This is a genomic window from Acanthopleuribacter pedis (genome assembly GCF_017377855.1).
Lineage (GTDB): Bacteria > Acidobacteriota > Holophagae > Acanthopleuribacterales > Acanthopleuribacteraceae > Acanthopleuribacter > Acanthopleuribacter pedis.
Window position 1 is genome coordinate 20,614 of sequence record NZ_JAFREP010000028.1, and the last position, 23,021, is coordinate 43,634.

A 23,021-nucleotide genomic window follows, 5' to 3' on the forward strand; every position below is an offset into this window, starting at 1 on the left:
GTAAGGGACTAAGGTTTTTAAAATCCACGAAAACGGTATCAAGCCCTAACCCAAAAAAAGAAGCAAAACCCTCGAGCCTGGGTTTATCTCACAAACCGCTGACTTCATTGAGCATAAGCAAACAAAGCACGATAAACACACACCAAAAAGAAGAAAAAAAGAACCATCCATCACTTGCGCCCGTATGTGTTTAGTGATTAAGTTGAACAAAATTTGAGCGAGGTGATATCACATGAACGAACAACATGAAGATCACATCCAAACAGCGGATTACCCGCTCCTTGCCATTCGCAATGTGGTTGTGTTTCCCGAAACACCCAAACGACTGTTTTTTAACCGACCCCAATCCTTAGAAGCCATTAAATTCGCCGCGCGCATGAAACGCCCTGTCGTGGTCGTCACGCTTCGCGGCCCCGAACGCGAGATTCGCGACCTTCACGACATCTACACCATGGGTGTCATGGGTACGATTTCCCAATTACAACGCCTTCCCAACGGCACCATCCAAGCTTTCTTCTCCCCTACGCAACGGGCTTCCATTCAAGGTCTCAACAAAGACGGCCCTTTCTATACGGTTAAAGCGGCGCCGGTCGCCTCGCGGGAATCGGCCGATCAGGAATTGCCGCGCCTGGTTCAGGCCCTAAAACAGGAATTCTTTAACCACGTTGATTTCGAAAAACGATCCGGCAATTTTCAATGGAGCGAGGAACTGGACCGCAACGATGTACCCGCGGGCCGCTTCGCCGACGCGGTCGCGCCGATGCTTAACGCCTCCCTCGATGAAATGCAGGAAGTCCTCGAGACCTTGGACACCCGTGAACGCGTGGAGAAGGTCTACACCTTGCTCTACAAAGAAATGAAGCAAAAAGAATTCGAGCGCGACCTCAAGGCCAAAGTCGAGGAAGCGGTCGGCAAACGCCAAAAAGAATACTTCCTCAACGAACAAATGCGCGCCATCCAAGAAGAAATGGGCGAATCGCCTGAGAACGACGAATTCGGCAGCATTCAGGAAGCCATTGATGCGGCCGAAATGCCCGAGCACGCCAAAGACACGGCCGAAAAGGAATTGGCCAAACTGCGGCGCATCGGCATGCAATCCCACGAGGCGACCCCGGTGCGCAACTACTTAGATTGGCTGGTAAGCCTGCCTTGGTCCAAAGCCACGGAGGACAATTTTGACGTGGCCCACGCTGAGGCAGTCCTCGACGAGGACCATTTCGGCCTGGAAAAACCGAAGGAACGCATTATCGAATTCATGGCGGTCTCCAAGGCGGTCGGCGAACTCAAAGGACCGATCATCTGCTTGTCGGGACCCCCGGGCGTCGGCAAAACCTCCCTGGCCAAGGGCATCGCCCGCGCGCTGGGTCGCGAATTCGCCCGCATCAGCATGGGGGGCGTCCGCGATGAAGCGGAAATTCGCGGTCACCGCCGCACCTACATCGGCGCCTTGCCCGGAAAAATCATTCAAACCATGAAAAAGGTCGCCCGCAACAACCCCGTGATTCTGTTGGATGAAATCGACAAAATCAGCAACTACTACGGCGGCGGTCCCACGGCGGCCTTGCTCGAGGTGCTCGACCCGGAACAAAACAACAGCTTTATGGACCATTACCTCGAGGTAGAGTACGACCTCTCGAAGGTGTTGTTCATTACCACGGCCAACGATTTGGCATCGATCCCCCTGCCCTTGCGCGACCGCATGGAAGTCATTGAGGTCAGCGGTTATACCGAATTGGAAAAAGTCCAAATCGCCAACCGCTACCTGCTCCCGAAACAGAAAAAAGAGAACGGCTTAACGGAAAACCAACTGCGCTTGCCACAAAAACAACTGCTCAAGGTGATCCGCGGCTATACCCGCGAGGCGGGCGTGCGCGGCCTGGAACGTACCTTGGCCAAACTGTGCCGCAAGGCGGTCACGGAACGTATCAAAGACGGCAAAAACACCGCGGTGCGCATGACAGACGCCAAGGTCACCAAATACTTGGGTCCACCTCGGTTCGTACGCGGCGAGCTGGAAGCCCAAAACCACGCGGGCATGGTTACGGGCCTGGCCTGGACCAGTGTCGGCGGCGAAACGCTTTCGATTGAAGTGGCAACGATGAAAGGCACGGGCAAGTTGTCGCTCACGGGAACCCTCGGCGACGTCATGAAAGAATCGGCGCAAGCGGCACTTTCTTACGTTCGCTCCCACGCCAATGATTTAGGGATTTATGCCAAAACCTTCAAGGACTTGGACCTCCACATCCACGTTCCCGCGGGTGGCACGCCCAAGGACGGCCCCTCGGCCGGCATCGCCTTAACCGGCGGCATTGTTTCAGCATTGACGGGGATTCCCATCAATTGGAACGTGGGCCTGACCGGCGAGGTCACCCTGCGCGGGAACGTCTTGCCGATCGGGGGCTTGAAAGAAAAACTGATGGCAGCGTTGCGCGCCCAGATTGAAACGGTGATCATTCCCGATCAAAACGCCAAAGATCTGGCCGAGGTGCCCGCCGAAATTCGTGATCGCTTGCGCATCGTGAAGGTCAAACACGTCAGTGAAATCTTCCCGATTCTGCTGGAACAACTCCCCTTGCCGGTGGTGGAACAAGACGAGCCGGTGACGGCCGACGACCTGCCGGCTCCCCAAAACAACGATTCGAATCCCATGCCCAGCATGGATTAAGTGAAAGGCCGGGCGGCAAGCCCGGCCTTTTGTTTTCTTAAGCTCGGTTAAATGGAGGCCGGCGGCTCGGTCACAACCCACTCGCGATAAAGCGTCTTGGCAATGTGATCGAGTTTTTCCAAGCACTGTTGAATCTCCGCATCCAAGGTGCGGGGATTGATGGTACACATACGGATCACGGTTTCCTCGTTGAGTTTGGTGTAGATCACCATGCCGTAACCGGTTTTGTTAAAGGTGTCGACAATCTCACGGTTAAGGGCGTCAAGCGTTTCTTGGTCCAGTCCCGGCGGCCGGAAGCGGAAGGTCACCACGGCCAATTGCGGCGGACTCACCAATTCCCACCAGCGTTGCTGAACCACGGTTTTGGCAACCGTTTCGGCCAGTTCAATACCGCGACACTGGGCCGCTTCGAAGGCGTCGGCGCCAAAAATTTTGAGGGAAAACCACAGCTTGAGCGCGCGGAAATCACGGGTGAGTTGAATGCCGTAATCGCAAAAATTGGGTTCGTCGGATTCTTCAATGAGTTTGAGGTATTCGGCCGAATAACTGAAGGTCCGTCGCAGGTCGTAGCCATTGCGAACCATGACACAACCGGCGGAATAGGGCTGGAACATCCACTTGTGGGGATCCAACCCGAGCGAATCGACCTTTTCAATCCCGGACAAAACCTTGCGGCCAGGTTCGCAAAAAATCGCCCCGGCACCGTAGGCACCGTCGGCATGTAGCCAAAGGTCTTCCCGCCGGCAAATTTCGGCAACCTCGTTGAGGGGATCCACGCTCCCGGTATTGGTGGTCCCGGCATTGACCACGACGCAAAACGGACGCAACCCCTTGGCGCGATCCCCCGCGATGCGGGCGGCCAACAATTCGGGCCGAAGCCGCCAGGTCTCGTCGCACGGCAGGCGAACAACCTGTTGCGGTTGAAAACCCAACAACCAGAGGTTGCGGTCGAGGGATTTATGGGTTTGATCGGAGCAGTAAACCACGGCGTTGGTGGGATCGTTGCCGAGTTTGACATTGCGCGCGGTGGCCATGGCGACCAGACCGGCCTCACTGCCACCGCTGAGAAACACGCCGCGCGCACCGGCGGGAAAACCAACCAAACGGCGCAACCACTCCAGTGTGATCAGTTCAATTTCTGAGGCCCCGGCCCCACCGATCCAGGTCCCGCAAAAGACGTTAAATCCATTGGTGAGCAATTCGGCAAGGGCACCCGCGTAGTTGCCCGGCCCGGGAACAAAAGCAAAAAATCGGGGGTGGTCGTGGTGGGTGATGTTTTGGAACACGTGCTGCTCCAGGTCACCGATAAGGGTGTCAAAAGCCTCGGGTTCGCGCGGCAGGGGTTGGCCGAGGACGCGTTGCAAATCGCGACCCGATTTGACATTTAGCACATGGTGTTGCCGAATCTGGGTGAGATGGTCGACGACGGCGTCAATCGCACGGTAACCCATGCGGCGCATGGTTTCGGCGTCAAGGGTGAGGGGTGCTTGAGAAGAAGAAGAGAACCTGGATCGTTTGGCTCGTGTCACGTCTAAAGCCATGGGGTGATGCCTCCAAGAAATAGGAAAGAGGGGCGGGAAAATCCCGTTGCGGTTGTCGCTAAGCACAAGCACACCCACCACGACGGTTTGGGAAGACCGCCGCAAAACCCCGGAAAACAGGCGTCGCCCAACGCATCCAAACACGACAGGCACGATCCTGTACTGAAAGCCGGATTTAAGCGGATGCGTGTTTGGGCAATATACTGCCCGCGCTTATCGGGGCAACATGCAACACACGACAAAAATACGGCCGTCACTACCGGCGTGGGTTCTACCCGAAGGGCTAATTGCCGGTGGGTATCCCTTCGTTTTCCGAACCATTACGCGTCCGATTCCCCCGCCGGTCAGGCGGCAGTTTTTTCGAAAAAGATAGGGGTTCACCGAGCAAGATATGCGTTCAGGACAGAATCGGTCTCCTCGCGAAGGGGGTTAGAGGAAACATAGGGACCACGGGCCGTAAAACCTAAGAGGCACTGAAGCGAGGAATTATCGCTAAAAATCTGAAGCGAAATGGTTTGTGAAAAGCGGACCGGGGTCGCGCACGACGCGCACCCGTTGGCCCTGAGCATTTTCACAGGCCGTTGCAACCCAGAGGTTTAGTAAAAATCCCCGCGAGTTCTCGCGCGTCTTTAGGTTGAGGAATAGGGCCGAAAAATCGCGACGCGCACGGTGAGGGGTGGCCAAGGCGCCGACCCAAGGCGATGGAGAAGAGCGGCTGTGCCGACCCCGGCACCTTGCGCTTATCCGTGTTCCATTGCAATGGGTTGGTGCGATGGGTGTCACCACGCATCGTACTTTAAGGTTGTATGTTGGGTACACGAGATGGGGAAACGCAAACATAATTTAATTCCAGAGGACAGGACATGTATTAGGTAACAAAGGGGTATCGGGGGCCGTGAATTACCCTTCATCTTGGTGCTTAAAATCAACCAAGTCAAAGAAATCGGTGAAAAATTTAAAAAAAATCACGAATATTTACTAGGAAACTAAATGTAGCCCGTCAGGGCAAATATGAAAAAGTCCGTTTTTCGCCCTTTCAAGGCCATTCCAGATTTCAATCATAGGCGGCTATCCATTTGGTTTGAATAGACCTAAAAAAATACTCACCGCACCCGGTGGATGCGGCGAGTATTTTCACAGGCCGTTGCAGCCCAGAGGTTTACCAAAAATTACCGCGCGTTATCGTGCTTCTTAGGTTTTAGCCTGTCGCCGTTATTCGTCGCAGTAATCGGTCACGCGGTCGATGCTGTCGACGAGGTTGTCCATGCGCGCCACGGCCGCCTCTAAAGAATCAGCCTCGGCAAGCGCCGCCATGCGCTTGCGCATCGTGGTGCCGAGGTTGGTTTCCCGTTGATTACCCAGGTCGATCAATGCATCCGCCAGAATATAAGTGTCTTCGGCTAGGTCGGTTACATATTGCTCGAACCGACGCAGGTCCCGATCACTGAAGTCGTCGTTTTCTTCCAACTCGCCGAGGAAGTTGGCAACCTCGTTCCAATCGTTGGAGAGATCATTAATATCCTCACAGATGTCCCCGGCAAACGCCATCGACATACTTAAAAACAAAAAAACGGTCATGAGACGAATCAACATCCCTTTCCTCCTGTGGATTACCGTAACTGCAAGGACGAGACCTTCAGTTCGCCGTGCTGACCGCAATATCTACCGTTCCGCGGACAGGGGTCAACACAAAAATGCGGGAACGGCCGTCGGCAAGCGCGCGAACGGCGCCGACGGCCGTCGGCGGGCTTGTCGGCGGGGACGCCGGTTTGCCCGGCATCGCCCGGCAAGCCGGCAGTCTGATTCAAGGGACGGCCGGTAAAAGCTGTGTTTGGTTGGGATATAAAGCCGACCCGGGAACCGCCACAACCCGTATCCGGCGAAAAGGAACATTCCCTTCCTAAGCTACCCACGTTAGAATTGGGACTCAGTCTTTTTGATGATTCAGCTTTCGTCGCCACCGGGCCGCTCGGTGGATCGATGCAAGGTTTGACGCCGGCCGCGTCCGGCGCTTCCAAAGATTAAGACCTCGACGCGCGGCGGGCACCATCCGACAAACGCGCGGGCCGGTCTTTCATGGAGCAAGGCGCGGGAATTCACCGCTTGGGGTGGTTATGCCCGCTTCGCAGTTTTCCACGTATTCGTTTCGCCTTGGTATCGCCGGATTCCTGCTTGGTTTGGTTTATTCGATGACCTTTGTGATCTTGGTCATCAAGGCGCCGGACCACGCCCGCGATTTTCAGCAGTTTCAAGCCCAGTTGTGGGTTCATCCCGATTGGCTGTTAAACCTGGCGGTTCCCATCATGCTGGCTGGGCTGGCGGTGTTGGTCGGACGCCATTTGGACTGGCGCGAAAACGTGCTCAAACAAATCCTCGAAAACGAGGCGCGCCTGCGGGAAAACTACACGGTCTGCAAAGCCAATCTCGACGAGGTGGCCGCCAAACACACCTTGCTCGAGCGCGATCTGGAAAAGAGCAAACGCCTTCAAAACGAACAGACCCGCACCATCGACGAACTGAACGAGGAGCTCACCAAGGAAATTCGCCGCGGCAACACGCAGCGAACCCAACTCACGCAACTCAATGACCGCTACCGCGATTCAGACCGCGAGCTGCACGGCCGCACCCAGCAATTCGACCGCATCAAAAAAGAGATGGAACACCAAATCCGCGAACGGGTTGAAATGGAAGAGCGCTTGCTGGAAAGCCAAACGCGACTCCAACTGATTAACAGCCTCTCGATTGGTTTGACCTCTGGAACCCCGGTCGACCAGGTCACCAAAACCGCGGTGAACCAAATCAAAAAGTTTTTTTCCGATTTGCGGGTGTATTACGCGGAAATCCAGGAACAATCGATTATGCGGGTCAAACACAGCCCGCACGCGGGCAACGACAGCGAGTTCAACACCAATCCCATCGACCTGCAGCGCGCGCCGGAATACCACGAAACCCTGACCAGCGGCGAGCCGATGATGGTTGAGGACATGACGGTGGACCCTCGCCTGCGCCCCTTGATGAGCAGCATTGGCTCGCGCGGGGTGTGCGGCATGCTTGAGGTCCCGATTATTTACAGCAACAAACTGACGGGTCTGGTGGGTTTTGCCTCGCGGGAGCCGCGCATCTGGTCGGCCCACGAAATCGAGACACTGAAGGAGATCGCGCAGTTCATGACGCTGGCGTTCCGCGAAATTGAGCTGGAACAGCACCGCATTGAAGCGGCCGAAGAACTGCTCCGCGCCAAGGAAGCGGCCGAGACGGCAACCCAATCCAAGTCCGACTTCTTGGCCACCATGAGCCACGAAATTCGCACCCCGCTTAACGGGATTATCGGCATGACCTCGCTGCTCATGGACGCCGAACTCACCGAGGAACAAAGCGAATACCTGCGCGTGGTGCACTCCTCCGGCGAAGTCTTGCTTGCCATCATCAACGACATCCTCGACTTCTCCAAAATCGAAGCGGGCAAGTTGGACCTGGAACACATTGAATTCGACCTGCGCGAGGTGGTCGAGCTGATTGGTGAAATGCTGGTGGGCAAAGCGGCCGAAAAAGGGCTTGAACTGTGGCAATCCATCCCACCCGCGAGCCCGACCATTCTGCAGGGCGACCCCGGTCGCCTGCGGCAAATTCTCATCAACCTTATGAACAACGCGATCAAGTTCACCGGCGAAGGCGAGGTGGTTACCTCGGTGGTGGTCATCGAACAGGAAGAAAACCTGGTGCTCCTGGAATTCCGCGTGACCGATACCGGCATCGGCATTCCCGCCAACCGCCTGCCCAACCTGTTCGAATCCTTTACCCAAGTCGACGCATCAACCACCCGCAAATACGGCGGCACCGGCCTCGGCCTTACCATTTCCAAACGCCTGGTCGAACTCATGGGTGGGGAAATCGGCGTCGAAAGCATCGAAGGCGAGGGCTCCACCTTCTGGTTCCGCATCCCCTTCCCCTACCGCATTGAAGATCAACCGGATTGGCGTTGCGACGATCTTAGCGGCACCACGGTTTTGGTGATCGAACGCAACCTGGGCTGGTCCCGCGTGCTGGAAACCTGTTTACGCGCGCTGGGTTCCCAGCCCTGGGTCTGCGGCGGCCTCGGTGACGCCATGAGTTTGTTAACCAGCGACGATCCCTCGGTTCCCGAACAGTTCGATCTCCTGCTGGTCGATGATCGCGCGCTCGGTGACAAAAAAGAGCGCGGCATCAAAGGTGCCCGCAGCTTGGCCCCCGACGTGCCTTTGGTGATCATGGCACCCCTGACCCGTAAAATGAGTTACCGAGAATTGCCCATCAACGAACTGATCACCAAACCCGTGCGGCTGGACAACCTGCGCAACGGGCTACGCCAAGCCCTCGGTTTGGTAAAAACCACCACCAAGGATTTGACGGAATCGTTCGAGGCCTCGGGCGTTCACCATCCCGGACGCATCCTGCTGGTTGACGACCACGCGGTCAACCGCAAGCTGGGCGAGGTCCTCCTCGAAAAAATGGGCTACCACTTTGACATGGCCGAAAACGGCCTGGAAGCGTTGCACGCCATGGATCAACGGCGCTACGATTTGGTTCTGATGGATTGTCGCATGCCCAAAATGGACGGCTTCGAGGCAACCCGCGAGGTGCGTCGCCGCGAGGGGGATACCCGTCACACACGGATTGTCGCCTTGACGGCCGGCGCCATGGAAGACGACCGCCGCGCCTGCGTTGAGGCGGGCATGGACGACTACCTCACCAAACCAATTTACATCAACAAACTCCAGGAAATTCTCGAAAAATACATGCCGAAAAACGAAGAAGACGCGGTCGGCATCGCCAACGAAGATGACCTCGAGGTCATCGAAAATCGCGCGCTTGACCGCGCGGTGCCCGCGGGTGAGATGACCTTCGACAGCATGCTCGAGGATTTGGCCAAAGAAGGTTTGGTCGAACCCGAGGCCGAGACACCAAGCGAACCACAGGCCGCGCCGGCGAGCGAACCGGAAGCGAACGCACCTTCCGAACCCGCAACCCCCTCGGCGGACACCGACGCGGAAGAAACGCCGGCACAACCAGCGCCCCGCGAAGCGGACGCCGCGGAGGAATCCGTCGACGACAGCCTAACCCGCGCCGAATTTGCCGCCATGGAGGCCTTGGCCCTGGCCCAGGCCCAAACCGAAACCAGTGAACCCGCGCAAGAACCACAGCCCGATGATGAACCCCGGGTCGAACTGTGGCGCCTGCGCGAGGCGACCGGCGGCGACCCCGACTTAATTCGCGAGATGACGGAGCTTTACCTTTCGGAAGCGGACCGCTTCCTCGGCCTGCTGCAACAGAGCCTTGAAGACGATGATGTCAAAAAAGTGAGGGAACACGCCCACGCGATTAAAGGCAGCGCGGCCAACATGGGCGCGGTCCGGGTGCTGGACCTCTCCGGCCAACTAGAGAATTTGGCCGAAAAAGGCAGCTTGGACGGTTCGGCCGGTTTATTCGACCAACTCAAAACCGAATCAGACGCGGACAAGGCCTACCTACACGATGAATTGGCCAAACTGTAGGCCCCGAAAGGCACGACCGGAAACACCCTAGGCCGGATGAAACAAAACCTCGTCTCCTTGCTGGGACGCTTTTCATTTCAAGCTAATCATAAGTAAACGGAACAAAACTTCGCTCAACAATAATCATCCCTTTTACATATGAAATACCAACATATTTGCCTTTGTCTTTGTCTATTAAAATCCGCCTCTTTTCTCCTGAAACCTCCAACAACAAAGACACGACCGCGGGCTTTTTAAGTTTACAGACATGTTCAATCGGTTTTTCACCGCCCAAGGGGTTAAAGAGAACCGAACCATTAAATACCTCAATTACTGCAGCGAGATCTAGTTCTTGATTCGAGTAGAGGGAAAAGGATTCCAGTATTAAACACTCTTCCAATTTTACGGTTACCGAATGATTTTGAAATCCCGCCTGAAAGTGGATTTCAAGTAATGGCTGTGGTGTTTTAAATGACATTAGGAAAACACTCAAAAAAAACATCATCGCTGCTGAGGCCCATTCAATTGATTTGCTTTGTAAGCACTTTCAATAGAGAGAATTTGATGCTCTGTCACCTTCAGCCCGGCATTTGATCGCCTCGTTTGGTGCATTAGGTTACCCGCATTGGTGTTGGTTACAGGGTGTCGAAGCTGCATCGAGTGGCCGATCTCATGGGTACCTGTTCGAGCCATGGTTCCACCGCCTTGAGCTGTACGGCCCGTTCCTGCATGAGGACCGGATTTAGCGGGGGTTCTACCAACAATCCCTCGATTTAGGTAAATAATTTTCTGGCCAAAAGGAGCACGTCCAAGGATCCCACGTCGCCTTCCGGTACCAGGAATAGCACCATTATCAACCACACGAAAGACATGATCATGTGGGGAAATTTTCTTTTCATCTGATGCAATCGATAGATGTAATTTGCCTTTGAAAATTATCTGGCTCCCTTTCCCCGAAAAGGTTTTCTTAAACTGCCTCACAATTTGCCGCTTGACTTTTCTCATTTCACGCTTGGTGAGCCCCCGACCGTTTGAACCCGGTGTGGTATCATCTTTTAATTTCCCATAAACGTTAATGGTGACAATATCTTTCTTTCCTTTTCGAACTTGCCGGTGAACCGACACCTGCTTACCGTCAGGGTCTATGAGGTTTAACGGATTATTCCCTGTATAACTATAAGAGTTCACGAACTCACGTTCTGGGTCAACCGCGGTAAAACGGGCCCACAAAAAACTCGCACACAAAAATGCACATGCAAACAGAAGCTGTTTCATTCGAATCTCTCTTGTTTTCACATAAATAGGTAACACATTTCCTCGGAAAACGGCATACATGCTTCCCGTAAATGGGGGCGATCATAACACGGATCCCTCGGTCGGCCAACGCCCGAACCTCGGCCTCACGGGTTTCGAACGCGTCCTTTTCATCAACAACAGCTTCTTCTCGGGGCGGACTTCAGGAGGCGCGGGCTCCTTTGCGCTGATCGCCCAGAGGATCACCCTCCGACCGCGGCCTAGCCCGAATCATTCATAATAATAGGGCTCTTTTCTTTGATCAGCCTCCATTCGTTTGGTTTCATAATCGAGGAGGAAATAGCTTCCTTTCTCAAGGTCAATCGGTACATTTCAAAAATAATAGGCGAAAAAAAAACAAAAACCAGAGAGGTTAAACCCTCTTACAGAGGCCCCATTCTAACATCTATTTTGGCCGGCCTCCAGAACGAGGCCCACACCCTCCACAACGGCCGTGCGGCGCATTTAATTCGGGGGGAGCCGGACCGGGAGTTCGATGATCATCTTGGTGGACCAGGTTCCGTCGCGTTCCGCCGGCGTGATGCGGCCACCCATGGCCCGGATCGTGTTACCACAGTAGTGCAACCCCTCGCCGCGATGCCCCGCCTTGGTGGTAAAACCGTCGCCGAACACTTTTAGCCGCAATTCCTCGGGGATTCCCGGCCCGGTATCGGCGAGTTCAATGCGCACCATCTCCCCTTCCCGCGCGGTGGCAATGTTGATCCGCCGCGCTTCGTCTTCCGCGACACCGGCCACGGCTTCGAAGGCGTTGTTCAGCAGGTGATCCAATACGCGAATTAACTTGTTCTGATTGGTTTGCAGCAGCGGCAACGCACCCGGCGCCAAGTTCAGATCAATGCCCAACTGTTCCGCTTGAATGCGGCGATGCGCCACCAGGTAATCGATCTCGGCATTGAGATCAACGGCGGTTAATCCCTGGCCTTGCTCCACCAACAGGCGGAAATTGGCCAAACTCTCTTCAACCCGCGCCACCTGACCCAAAAGTTCTTCAAATTCGCCATAACCCTCGTCCAAATACCGTGACACCTCGTTGACCAAGTGGGGCACGCTGCCAATTACCCGCGCGCCAACGGGATCCTCGGTCACAAAAGCGACTAAATCGTCCACATGCTTTTCAATGGTACCGGCAACTCTTTTTAAAAGCTGCATGGCACGGGAATCCCCGCCTCGGTTTGAATAAACCAGGTCGGCGGTGGTTTTGATGGAATTAATGCGGTTGCCGATTTGGTGCAACACCTCGCCCGCCAACTCGGCCATACCGGCACGGTGCGCCGCGACGGCCAATTCACGCTGGGTGTTCACCAAGGTTTCGTGGCGCTCGGTGAGTTCGGCGGTCCGCTGCGCCACCCGATGTTCCAATTGTTGGTTGAGATCGCTTAAGGAACGGCCGGCCATCAGCAGGTCGAGATGGGTTTTGATGCGTACCAACAACTCCTCTTTGTGGAAGGGTTTCACCATAAAATCGTTGCTGCCGGCGCGAAACCCGGCCACCAAATCTTCAGGCTGGTGTTTGGCGGTCAAAAAAATGATCGGCAATTCGCGGGCGGAGAATTGCTCACGAATACGCCGGCAAACCTCGTATCCCGACAGGCCCGGCATCATCACATCAAGCAAAATCAAATCATAGGGGTCCCGACCCAGTGCTTCCAAGGCGATAAAACCATCAGCGGCCTCGTGGGAAATAAAACCGGCAACTTTTAATTGGTTCTGAAGAACTTGGCGGTTGACGGGCTCATCATCAACGACCAGGATGCGAAACCGCCCCGCGTCATCAGCAAAGCCGGGGGGTGGTCCATCGTCCACGTCGGGCACGTCCTCCTCGGCAATGAGCAGCGGGTCGCGGCCGGATGCCGACGCGGTGCGCAGCGTGTTTTGCGCCTGCGTCCCCTCCCCTGCAAGCGGCACGGTAAAAGTAAAATGCGATCCCTTTCCGAGATCAGAGGTAACACTGATTTCGCCACCGTGGCGTTCCACCAATTTACGGGTAATTGCCAAGCCCAATCCTGTCCCCGCGTGTTGGCGCGTGATGGAACCGTCGATCTGCTGAAACGACGCGAAAAGGTCACCCAGGTGCTCACCGTCGATGCCAATCCCGGTATCGTGAACGTTCACCTGCAACATATTCTGGTCTGCAAGAACGATGGCCGAAACCCGGATCGAGCCTTTTTCGGTGAACTTTATCGCGTTGCCGATTAAGTTGTGAAAAATCTGCGAAAGGCGGTTTTCGTCGGCAAACACCAAAGGCAGGTTTTCGGCGAGATGGTTTTCCAGGGTCAACGTTTTGCGGCCGACGAGGGGGCGACACAAATGCAAAACCACATCACACAACGCGTTGATGTTCAGCGGCTTGCAGTCAAGAGGCAAGTCGGCATGCTGCATTTTGGAAAAGTCGAGAATGTCGTTCACCAACGCGGAGAGCCGGCGCCCGGAAGCCACGATCATTTCCAAATTGTTGTGCGCTTCGAAGGGTAGGTCGCCGGCAACACCGTCGACCAAGGATTCAGCGAGCCCGACCATGCCGTTCAGCGGGGTGCGTAACTCGTGGGAGGTATTGGCCAAAAACGCATCCTTGAGTTTGTCGAGCCGTTTCAACTTCCCGGCGATCTCGCGTTGCCGCACGAGTTTGCGGTAATTCAGCCAAAATGCACCGCCGATGAGTCCGACAAACAACAAGCCGTAGGCGGTGAACGCCGGCCCGGTACGCCACCAAGGCGGCACCACGCGGAAGGAAAAAGCGCGCTCCGCCGCGGCGGGTCGCCCGTAGGCATCCCAGCCCCGCACTTTCAACTGATAACGGCCGGCCGGTAAGTTGGTGAAGTTCACCTGGTTTTGGGTACCCAGGTCAATCCAATCGCTACCGGTCGGTTCTAACCGGTAGGCAAAGCGGTTGCGCCGAGGCCTTCTAAAATCCATCACCGCAAAAGAGAAGGACAAAAGCAGGTCTTTATGCGAGAAGTCGTGGTGTTCCAAAAAAACACTGTCCGGGGCGTCCCGAGGCGGGCCGTCCACGGTGGCAACACGGTTCATCACGAGGGCGGCGCCTTCGTGAGCAGGTTCTTCAAAGCTTGTATCTAAGGCATTTAACCCGTTATTACCGCCGATCCACAAACGCTGTTCAGAATCCATCAAAAAACCACTGGGAAACTGCTGGGCAACGAGATTTAGGTCGGAGTGGATGGGTTCGGCACGGCCTTTAACCCGATCAAAAACGGCCAAACCGAATCCGGTTAACACCCAAAAATGCTGGGAATCCTTGGGCGCAACGGCCAGAATGGAGTCGTCGTGAAACCCCTCCGCCCCCTTATAATTGCGCGCGGAATGGGTCAAAGTCTCGAAACGGCAAAAACCGCCGTCGGTGCCGATCCATAAAAGCGTGGAATCGGGTTCGGCATAAATCGCGTACACCGTATTGTCGGCCAGGGAATTCGATTTGCCTCGCTCCTGGGTAAATAGTTGGAAGGACCCTTTTGACGCGTCAAACTTCATCAAACCATTGCCCCCCGTACCCAACCACATGATCGAGCCGCGCCCCTGGTGGAAAACGTTGATGTGTTCACCTGGTTGTTTGCCGCCGGGAAGACTGTTCGGCGGCCACAGCGCAAGGGTTTCGGTGTCAGGTTCATAAACGGCAAAACCACGATCAAGGGTCCCGATCCAAAGTCGGCCGTCACGGTCGAAATGCAAGGCGGTCACATTGAGTTGGCTTTCCCTCAGCGCCCGTAAGGGAGACAGCGGCACACATCGCCCCTCCCCTGTTTGCGGATCAAAAACAGACAACCCGCGCGGGCTCCCCAGCCAAATGCGGCCGTCCGGCGCCTCGCACAAAACCTTGACCGAGGCACCGCAAAAGGCGCGCCCCTCACCCGGATTACGCGGAAACCGCGTGAAGGAAGCCGCTGCCCGTTTTTGGTTCAGTCCGGCGTCCGTACCAACCCACAGCGCGCCCTCACGGGACAGTAATAAACCGTGGACACGGTTATGGCTCAAACTGTCGGCGCGGTTACGGTTATGGCGAAACCTTTGCAACGGGCGTTCTTTTAGGTCGAGCCGGCTGAGTCCGCCGTTGGTCACCCCCAACCAAAGGATGCCGGTGCGATCTTCAAACAAATAACGAATGTCGTTGCCGGGCAATCCGACCCGATCATAATCGCTGAGAAAATAATGAAAGGCGTCGCGTTCCGGCAGGTAAAGGTGCAATCCACCCCAGGTCGCGATCCAGACGCGGCCCAAATGGTCCTCGTACAAATCGTTAATCAAGGGATGCAACAAGTGGCTGTCTTTATCTTGTCCCGCGTTGTAGCGACGCGCTTCACCGGTCAACACATTGAGCCGCCACAGCCCCTCGCGCGTACCCACCCACAAGTGATTGTTTCGGTCCAGCAACATCGTGCGCGTCTGAGGCACACCTTGCTCAAACATCTCGCGCGGGATATAGGCGGGCCGCACAAAACGGGCGTCAGCAAGGGTTTCGCCCTCTTCGAGCCTAAAAACCCCTTGGTTGCAGGCTACGAGAATGCGGCCCCCCGGGTCCTCCACAATATCCCAAATCCGCCACGGGACGAATTCACCCTCTGGCCCGTCGCGAGGAACAAAATTGTGAAACGCGTTTTTTTCGGGAAGCCAAAGGTGCAGCCCACCCGCCACGGTACCCACCCATAACCGACCGCGTCGATCTTTGTACAAGCTGTGAATGTAGTCGTTGGAAAGCGAGCCCGGCTTATTGGGATCGTGCTGAAAATAATCAAATCGCAGCGTTTTCAAATGAAGTCGATTGAGCCCACCCCCCCAGGTTCCGATCCAAAGGGTGTCGTTTTTCCCGCCGACGATCCTACCGGTATTTGGGATGGAGGGGCCGCGACCGTCGGGGGAAACGGGAAAAACCCGCATTTGGTAGCCGTCGTAACGAACCAGGCCGGCCTGGGTACCAATCCACAGAAAACCACGATCATCTTGATGCATCCCATACACATCGGGATGAGGCAGGGCGTTGTCACTGTTGGGCGGCAAAAAAACTTCGTTGGGGATTGGGGTTTCAGCGAGAAGGCAGGCCCCAACCAACAAGACCCAGCCTAGGACCCTTCGCCCAATCCACCGATTACGGTACGACACGCCCATTGTCATTCGCAGAACCACATTGTTTATTTTCTTAAAAAACCAACTTTATATCCCTTATTTATTCTCAAATAAGGAGCATTCCTCTCACCTTCAAACAGAGAACATAAGGTTGCGTTTTTTAGCGGGCGCGGCGACGGCCCATTCATTACGTCACCGCTTAGGATCGTTCTTTTTTGTTCTATCGGTTCAAGGCCGAAAAAACACAAATTACAACCCTTTTTCGCCGTCCCGAGATCCAGGTTTCCTCCCTTTTTTTGGAGAGCCACGGCGCTCCAGCCGTCCATTCACCAAAAAAAACCATCACGCAATTCTCACAAACCACTTTGACACAAACACTTAGCAAACCCAGTAAAAAATAATCGCGGTTCAGACAAAAAAAACTAGGTGACGGCCCACGTGGGTTCGTTTTAGGCTACTAGTGACGATTGTGGACACGACAAGCAGAACTAAATCGCTTCGAGCGCGTACACAGTCACGAGGGTGTCTCGTCAAAAAGACGGCTTGCCGTCAGGACCCGATCACACCGGCAAACACTGGGTCGTTTGCGGGTGTGCAAGGAATGGGATTGGACGAGACAAAGCACAAAGGTCGTTTTTGGGATTTCGCTGTATTCACCTACTGGTGTTGCTTCTCCGTCGTGGGCTAAGACGGGAGAACATTTGGACCCTTTAGGCGAATCCAAAGCGCTTCATGTTGTTCGGGCATGTTCTAGGTTTGCGGCCATTCGCGGTCCAAACCCCGTGCGTCGGTTTCGGCCGGCAAAAGGGTCACGGGGTGTACCGCAATAACCGCGCGCCACACTCGATACGAATGTCGCCACGGCCCCGGCTCCTGTTGGCTGTTAACGAACCCCCTGACCGGGTGGCGTACGACCTTCGTTTCTTTCTCGGCTATCCAGGCACCACGCACTTTTCCGAAAGCGCGCGGAAGGACTTCTCCTGCCTATGAATCGCTGCCGAGAAGCGCTTCTTATGGTCTCGTGCCGCATCGGCACGGTCCTATAGGTTCGACTTATCAGATTCGATATCCAACATGGAGGATCTCTAAGATCATGAACACAAGGATGTTAGCTGCATTGCGTGGCCTGTTAATCGCCTCGCTTTTCGTATTACCGGTATTTGCGCAACAAACCGGTTCCATCAATGGTTCGGTTTCAGATACCAATGGCGACCCCTTGCCGGGTGTTGTCATCAACATGGAATCTGAATCCTTACAAGGTAGCCGCTCCGCGGTCACCACCGACCAGGGTCAATTCCTGATGCGTCTGTTGCCCCCGGGCATCTACACGCTGACGGCAACCATGCCCGGCATGCGTACCCTCAAACAAGAAGTTCGTGTCTCCATCGGCACCGCCACCCGCCCCCGTATGGTCATGGAACCCGAGGGCACCACCGAGGTGGTTGTGGTTGTGGCCGACCGTGTCTTCGAATTGGACACCACCCAGGTAGCCAGCAACTTCGAAGGCGATTTTGTCGAAAAGCTGCCCCGTGCCCGCGATCTCGAGTCTGTTGCCACCCTGGCCCCCGGCGTGACGGTCGGTCAGTTCAACAGCGGCATCTCGGTTAACGGCGCGTCCTCCACGGAAAACGTGTTTATGCTGAACGGCGCCTTCATCAACGTCGACGGCATCCGCGGTTCGGCCGACAACCTCTTCATCGAGGATGACATCCAAGAGACGCAGGTCATCACCGGCAACGCCTCGGCTGAATTCGGTTTCTTCGCGGGCGGCATGGTTAACTCCATCACCAAGTCCGGGGGTAACGAGTTCCACGGCACCTTCCGTACCAGCCTGAGCAATGAAGATTGGACCGCACGCGATCCCATCGAGTTGCGTTCCGGTGTCGAAAAAATCGACAAAATCAACAAAGAATTCACCTTCACCTTCAACGGTCCCATCGTCAAAGATCGCTTGTGGTTCGCGGTTGCCGGTCGTAAATTCGACACCGAAACCAACGACCAACTGCGCCAGGGCACCCCGTTGAGCGACAGCCAAGCAGCCGCCCTCGGCCTGCCCGGCGGTCAAACCGCACCCGGCGCTGAAAGCTTCGTCGCCACGACCGAACGCCAACGGGTCCAGTTGAAATTGACCGGTACCATCGCTGAAGGCCACACGGTCGTTGCTTCTTACTTGGAAGAAGAAGTTGATGCGGTCAACAACCAAAGCTTCTCCGCGATTTCCTTCGCGGGTGTGGATCCCGCATCCAGCTTCCCTACCGACCTGCTCAGCTTGAACTACCGCGGCATCATCACCCCGGCGTTCACGGTTGACGCCAACTACGCTCAGCGCAACGGCGACCTGTCCTTCGGTCAAGCGACCTCGGACCGTATCGCCGGCACCACGATTCGCCACCGCGACCAAGCCAGCGCGTACACCAACGCCCCGTTCGGCGGCGGCGCGGTTAACTCCCGTAACAGTGAAAACTGGAACATCAAATTCTCTTACTTCCTCAACTCCAACAACCTCGGCTCACACGACATCACCTTTGGTGGTCAGTCCATCACCGAGGAGCGCAACGAAAACAACTTCCAGTCGGCTTCCGGTTGGCAGATGCGCCCCCGTTGGACCCGTTGGGAAAACGGTCAACCCATCCCCATCTTTGAAGGCAACGGTAACGCGGGTACTTCCGCTTGGATTATCTACTACCCCGTCACCAACTTGTCTCAAGGTAGTGATTTCACCACCACCGCGGCGTACATCAACGACGTGTGGACCTTGAACGAGCACTGGTACTTCAACTTGGGCTTGCGTTACGACAAAAACGACACCTCGGCGGAAGACGGTCAGGAACTGTCCTCTACCGACAACATGAGCCCGCGGATCACGGTGAACTACGACCTTCACGGCGACGGCGTTCACCAGTTCAGCGCCGGTTACAACGTGTACAGCTCCAAGCTGAACGATGCGGCCCAAGACGGTTCAACCGCCGGTTCCCCCGCGGTTTTCGCGTGGTCCTACGACGGTCCTCAGACGGAAAACCTGGCCGATATCTTCACATGGATCGACCAAACCTTCCCCGGCGGCATCGCCGGTGTTGAAAACATCGACCTGAACACCATTCAAAACCCTTACCTGTTCTTCCAAGACTACTCACCCGACACCTCTTTTGAATCTTTGTCCACCGTTCCCGCCGAGGGCGGCATCGACGGCCAAAGCGTTGAAGAGTTCACCGTTGGTTACAAGCACAAACTCGGCAACCGCGGTTTCGTGAAAGCCGATGTGATTGTTCGTGAGTACAGCGATTTCTTGACCGATTTCGTCAACCAGGAAACGGGCCAAACCTCAGCCGGCATCGACCGTACCGTGTTGAACAACAGCGACGACTACGAGCGCGATTACTTCGGTGTCAACCTCTCCGGTAACTACCGCTTCGAGGGTAACTGGAGCCTTGGTGGTAACTACGCCTACGCGAAAGCGGAAGGTAACATCGCCGGGGAAAACAGCGGCAGTGGCGCCATCTCTACCGCGACGACCACCACCTACCCCGAATTCAACCACCCTCGCATCAACCCCACCGGTTTGCTGAGCAACTACAGCGAGCACACCGTTCGCCTGTGGACGGGTTACGAACTGAACACCTCCTTGGGTGACTTCAGCTTCAACGCCTTGGGTAGCTACTTCTCCGGCACGCCTTACGGCATGGCCTACAGCGTCAACATCGCGGGTCAAGAAACCGCTTACGGTTTGCCCGATCCCGCGACGCTGCCTTACAGCAACCCCCCCACCACCCTCACCTACAACATCACCGATCCCGATGCCTTCAAATGGGACGGCTTCACCAGCATCGATCTGGGTGTGAACTACTCCCTGATGCTCAAGAGCCGTTACGAGCTGTTCGTTCAGTTCGACATCACCAACATCCTCAACAGCGACGCCCAAACCGCGGGTAACACCACGGTTAACGCGATTGACGGCGCACCTGCTTTCGATCTGTTCAACGAAACCCCGGTTGAAGGCGTTCACTACGAGCGCGGTCCCAACTTTGGCAACGCCACGGTTGGCAGCAGCTTCCAAGCGCCTCGCTCCGTAACCATCGACGTTGGTCTCAAATTCTAATTGCAGAGTTTTGGGAATTACGAGAAAGGCGGACCCTCGGGTCCGCCTTTTTTGATTAGAAAAAGCGTTTTCTTTGCTTCCAACCGAAACAGGTCACCTGCCGGCCAACAACCGGTTGAACCACGTGGGTTTCTCCGCGATCAATGTTTTTAACCTCGCGGACACCAGGTGGTCCATGACCTCCGCCACCTCGGGACTTTTTAAGTGATCACGCGTCGGGCCACCAAAACGCGGTTCGGCCATAAAGGCATGGATGACGGCATGAACATTTTGAGTCGGGTCAAACGCCGCGGGATCGCAACCCGCGGTTTCGGCCGCTTCGCCCAATTCGCGCCGCAGGCAATCTAGAAAACCCGAGACGTGCGTGCCGTGCGCCACGGTGACCGCATGATTGAGAAACGATAAAACCGATCCATCCCGCGGCCGCTCGCCTGGATACCATTGCCAAACACAAAACACGCGAATCCCCCGCGCTTCTCCCGCTACCGACAAAGGTTCCCCCAAGGGCGTCAGACCTTCGGTACCCTCATCAAGGAGTTCCAACAAGCCGCGCGGGCGCCGGATCGCTTCTCCCTGAAACCTAACCTGGTAGTCGGGATAAAAGGCGGCGAGGTGGCCTAATCGCTCCTTAACATGGTCAAGTGGATAGCTAATACATCCAAAAATAGCAGGATCGGGCGAAAAGGAAACGGTGGTGCCCCTGCCGGTGTCGGGGCCTTCGTCGATGAGATCGCCCTGGAGGTGGCCGTCCCGGCAATGAACCCGGTAGCGCGTCCCACCCCATACCGTTTGCAATTCGAATTCTTTGGACAAAAAAGAGACCGGTGCAAGCCCAAGACCGCTCGAACCGAACACCAAATGAACATGGGGGAAATGACCGTCGGCCGTGGCGGTATCTCTTATTTCGGTGATAAAAGGAATCAGTCGCGGACGGCCGTCTTCATAAAAAGGGGCGATGCCGGCGCCGTCGTCGCGAACCATGACTCGATTATCCTCAATACGTACCTGGACGGACGTTGCCAGTCCTTGCAAGTATTGATCAAAGGCATTGCCGACCACTTCCCACAAAATCTGCAACACACCGTCGCCGTTGTCGGTATTGCCGACGTACATCCCAGGTCGCTTGCGAACAGCCTCACGATCATGTTCCATCCCAAAACCCCTCCCCATGGTCTTTTCGAAAGGCCGCATCATCTCGGTTTCCCATGCCAACATTGGCCGCGGCGCCAAACCATACCGAATCTTAAACCCAAGCGTGCGCCCAATCGGGACTTTTCTCGCTTTTCTTATTTGGGTTTGGCGCCCCCGCCCGCAACCGATAAAATGAGGCCGTGAAATAGAATGCTGCTTGCAACGCGAGGTCGGGTGATGAAACAGAAAAGCTTGGTTTTAGGGATCTTGTTTTTGGTCGGCGCACCTCTTTTTGCCGCCGGTCGGGTCATGCCCAACTTGGAAATACAGGTGGAACCGGGCATCAAGGTCCCCGTGGAGGTCCGCTTGGCCCAGCGGCGCGGTTTTACCCTGAATTACAAAACCATCGCCGTCGGCCAAAGCGACCAACGCGGCAGGGTGTTTTTTCCATCGCAAAAATTGAAAAACGCCCGTTGGTTGGTGCTGACTTTTATCTGGCACCCGCCCGGCTTGGCCGAACGCGTCCTGGTTTACGAGATCGGCACCCGCAAAGGTGAAAAATCACCCCGCGGCCGTTTGCTGCGCACCGACAAACAGAAATCGGGTTACGTACTGGGTACCGGCCTCCCCCAGGGCGACTGCAACAACTTGTTCAGCATCGAAGAACAGGGCAACAGCGCGGACAAAACCTGGCGCATTCGCCTCAAACCGGCGCGCAGCTACAGCGATTGCCAAGAACTCGGCGACCCCATCGACCGCTACGCGGATATCGGCAAGCGCAACATCAATAAAGGCAACCTCAACCTCTACAAATTTGACGACGACGTGCGCATGGGCAAACAGTTTTTTCAACAGCTTGAAGCCACCCCGGAAAATCCGCCGCTCCGCGACCCATATATTAATGAATACATCGAGACCATGGTGCAACGCATCGGCAAGAACTCGGACATGCCCGATTTGGATTACACGGTAACCGTTATTGACGCCGACGTGCTCAACGCCTTCGCCGTGCCCGGCGGTTACGTGTTTGTCTACCGGGGTTTGTTGGAGGATGTGGAAACCGAGGCCGAGCTGGCCGGCGTGTTGGCCCACGAAATCGCCCATGTCACCGGACGACACGGCACCGAGGGCGTCACCTCGGCCATCGGCAAAGTCACGCTCGGCATGATCGCCGGCCAAGTCGTCGCCGAGCAAGCCAAGGACCAGGAAGCGCTGGTACAACAAGTGGTTGCCGGTTTAATCGGTGCCGGCACCCAGTTTTGGATCGTGGGCGGCACCCGCACCCGCGAAGCCGAGGCCGATAAACTGGGCGCCCAATACGCGGCGCGGGCCGGTTACGATCCACGCGGCATCGCCACCCTGTTCGACCGCTGGTCCAAGAAAAAAGGCAAACCGCAAACCCGCATCGATACCCTGTTCAGCGATCACCCCAGCGATGGGGAACGGGTGGCGGCGGTAACCCGCGATGTCGCTTACTTTATTCCGGTAACCGACGACATGGTGACCAGCAGCAAAGCCTTCCATGCCATGAAAAGGCGGCTCAAACAATTGCCCCCTAGCCAAGCACAGGGCCAAGCGGCGGGCAACGCCCTGTTCTCCACCTTCCAACGGGTTAACCAAGAAATTATTGGCCGAGAAATCGGCCTGCATTTTGAGCAACAGCAATAAACCCAAGAAGCGCGATAACGCAC

The 23,021-nt window shown here is 55.7% G+C and carries 10 protein-coding genes; 4 read left to right on the forward strand and 6 right to left on the reverse strand.

The features are described 5' to 3' along the window. The first annotated feature begins 232 nt into the window (after positions 1 to 232). Positions 233 to 2,665 carry an endopeptidase La gene (gene lon / locus J3U88_RS25285; protein WP_207861789.1) on the forward strand — a complete coding sequence of 811 codons (2,433 nt, stop codon included), beginning with the start codon at positions 233 to 235 and terminating at the stop codon, positions 2,663 to 2,665. 47 nt (positions 2,666 to 2,712) lie between these two features. Here the strand turns inward: lon and J3U88_RS25290 are convergent, their stop codons facing one another. Further along, complete coding sequence (locus J3U88_RS25290) at positions 2,713 to 4,206, reverse strand: pyridoxal phosphate-dependent decarboxylase family protein (protein WP_207861790.1); 1,494 nt, start codon at positions 4,204 to 4,206, stop codon at positions 2,713 to 2,715. A gap of 1,212 nt (positions 4,207 to 5,418) precedes the next feature. Then, positions 5,419 to 5,799, reverse strand: a complete 381-nt coding sequence (locus J3U88_RS25295) for a hypothetical protein (RefSeq protein ID WP_207861791.1) — start codon at positions 5,797 to 5,799, stop codon at positions 5,419 to 5,421. A gap of 521 nt (positions 5,800 to 6,320) precedes the next feature. Between J3U88_RS25295 and J3U88_RS25300 the strand changes: the two genes are divergently transcribed. Next, positions 6,321 to 9,737: an ATP-binding protein gene (locus J3U88_RS25300; RefSeq protein WP_207861792.1), complete on the forward strand. Its 3,417-nt coding sequence runs from the start codon at positions 6,321 to 6,323 to the stop codon at positions 9,735 to 9,737. 82 nt (positions 9,738 to 9,819) lie between these two features. On the opposite strand, the gene J3U88_RS25305 is transcribed toward J3U88_RS25300, so the two are convergent. The 3 genes from J3U88_RS25305 to J3U88_RS25315 form a co-directional block, all read right to left on the reverse strand. Next, complete coding sequence (locus J3U88_RS25305) at positions 9,820 to 10,209, reverse strand: hypothetical protein (RefSeq protein WP_207861793.1); 390 nt, start codon at positions 10,207 to 10,209, stop codon at positions 9,820 to 9,822. 8 nt (positions 10,210 to 10,217) lie between these two features. After that, positions 10,218 to 10,991, reverse strand: coding sequence for an RHS repeat-associated core domain-containing protein (locus J3U88_RS25310; RefSeq protein WP_207861794.1), 774 nt, complete (start codon positions 10,989 to 10,991; stop codon positions 10,218 to 10,220). A gap of 483 nt (positions 10,992 to 11,474) precedes the next feature. Continuing rightward, positions 11,475 to 16,037: a two-component regulator propeller domain-containing protein gene (locus J3U88_RS25315; protein ID WP_207861795.1), complete on the reverse strand. Its 4,563-nt coding sequence runs from the start codon at positions 16,035 to 16,037 to the stop codon at positions 11,475 to 11,477. 1,171 nt (positions 16,038 to 17,208) lie between these two features. Between J3U88_RS25315 and J3U88_RS25320 the strand changes: the two genes are divergently transcribed. Next, positions 17,209 to 20,199 (forward strand): TonB-dependent receptor, encoded by a 2,991-nt coding sequence (locus J3U88_RS25320; protein ID WP_207861796.1) that lies wholly within the window; start codon positions 17,209 to 17,211, stop codon positions 20,197 to 20,199. A 93-nt stretch (positions 20,200 to 20,292) separates the two neighbouring features. Here J3U88_RS25320 and J3U88_RS25325 read toward each other — a convergent pair whose 3' ends face one another. Further along, on the reverse strand, positions 20,293 to 21,351 hold the full coding sequence (locus tag J3U88_RS25325; protein ID WP_207861797.1) for an ATP-binding protein: 1,059 nt from the start codon (positions 21,349 to 21,351) through the stop codon (positions 20,293 to 20,295). 216 nt (positions 21,352 to 21,567) lie between these two features. On the opposite strand from J3U88_RS25325, the gene J3U88_RS25330 reads away from it, so the two are divergent. Then, entirely contained in the window at positions 21,568 to 22,998 is a 1,431-nt protein-coding gene (locus tag J3U88_RS25330) for a M48 family metallopeptidase (protein ID WP_207861798.1), read from the forward strand. The last annotated feature ends 23 nt before the right edge of the window (positions 22,999 to 23,021 follow it).

Coding starts and splice junctions, on each gene's coding strand:
- lon (WP_207861789.1), top strand. CDS start 233: ATGAACGAACAACATGAAGATCACATCCAAACAGCGGATTACCCGCTC.
- J3U88_RS25290 (WP_207861790.1), bottom strand. CDS start 4,206: ATGGCTTTAGACGTGACACGAGCCAAACGATCCAGGTTCTCTTCTTCT.
- J3U88_RS25295 (WP_207861791.1), bottom strand. CDS start 5,799: ATGTTGATTCGTCTCATGACCGTTTTTTTGTTTTTAAGTATGTCGATG.
- J3U88_RS25300 (WP_207861792.1), top strand. CDS start 6,321: ATGCCCGCTTCGCAGTTTTCCACGTATTCGTTTCGCCTTGGTATCGCC.
- J3U88_RS25310 (WP_207861794.1), bottom strand. CDS start 10,991: ATGAAACAGCTTCTGTTTGCATGTGCATTTTTGTGTGCGAGTTTTTTG.
- J3U88_RS25320 (WP_207861796.1), top strand. CDS start 17,209: ATGTTAGCTGCATTGCGTGGCCTGTTAATCGCCTCGCTTTTCGTATTA.
- J3U88_RS25325 (WP_207861797.1), bottom strand. CDS start 21,351: ATGGAACATGATCGTGAGGCTGTTCGCAAGCGACCTGGGATGTACGTC.
- J3U88_RS25330 (WP_207861798.1), top strand. CDS start 21,568: ATGAAACAGAAAAGCTTGGTTTTAGGGATCTTGTTTTTGGTCGGCGCA.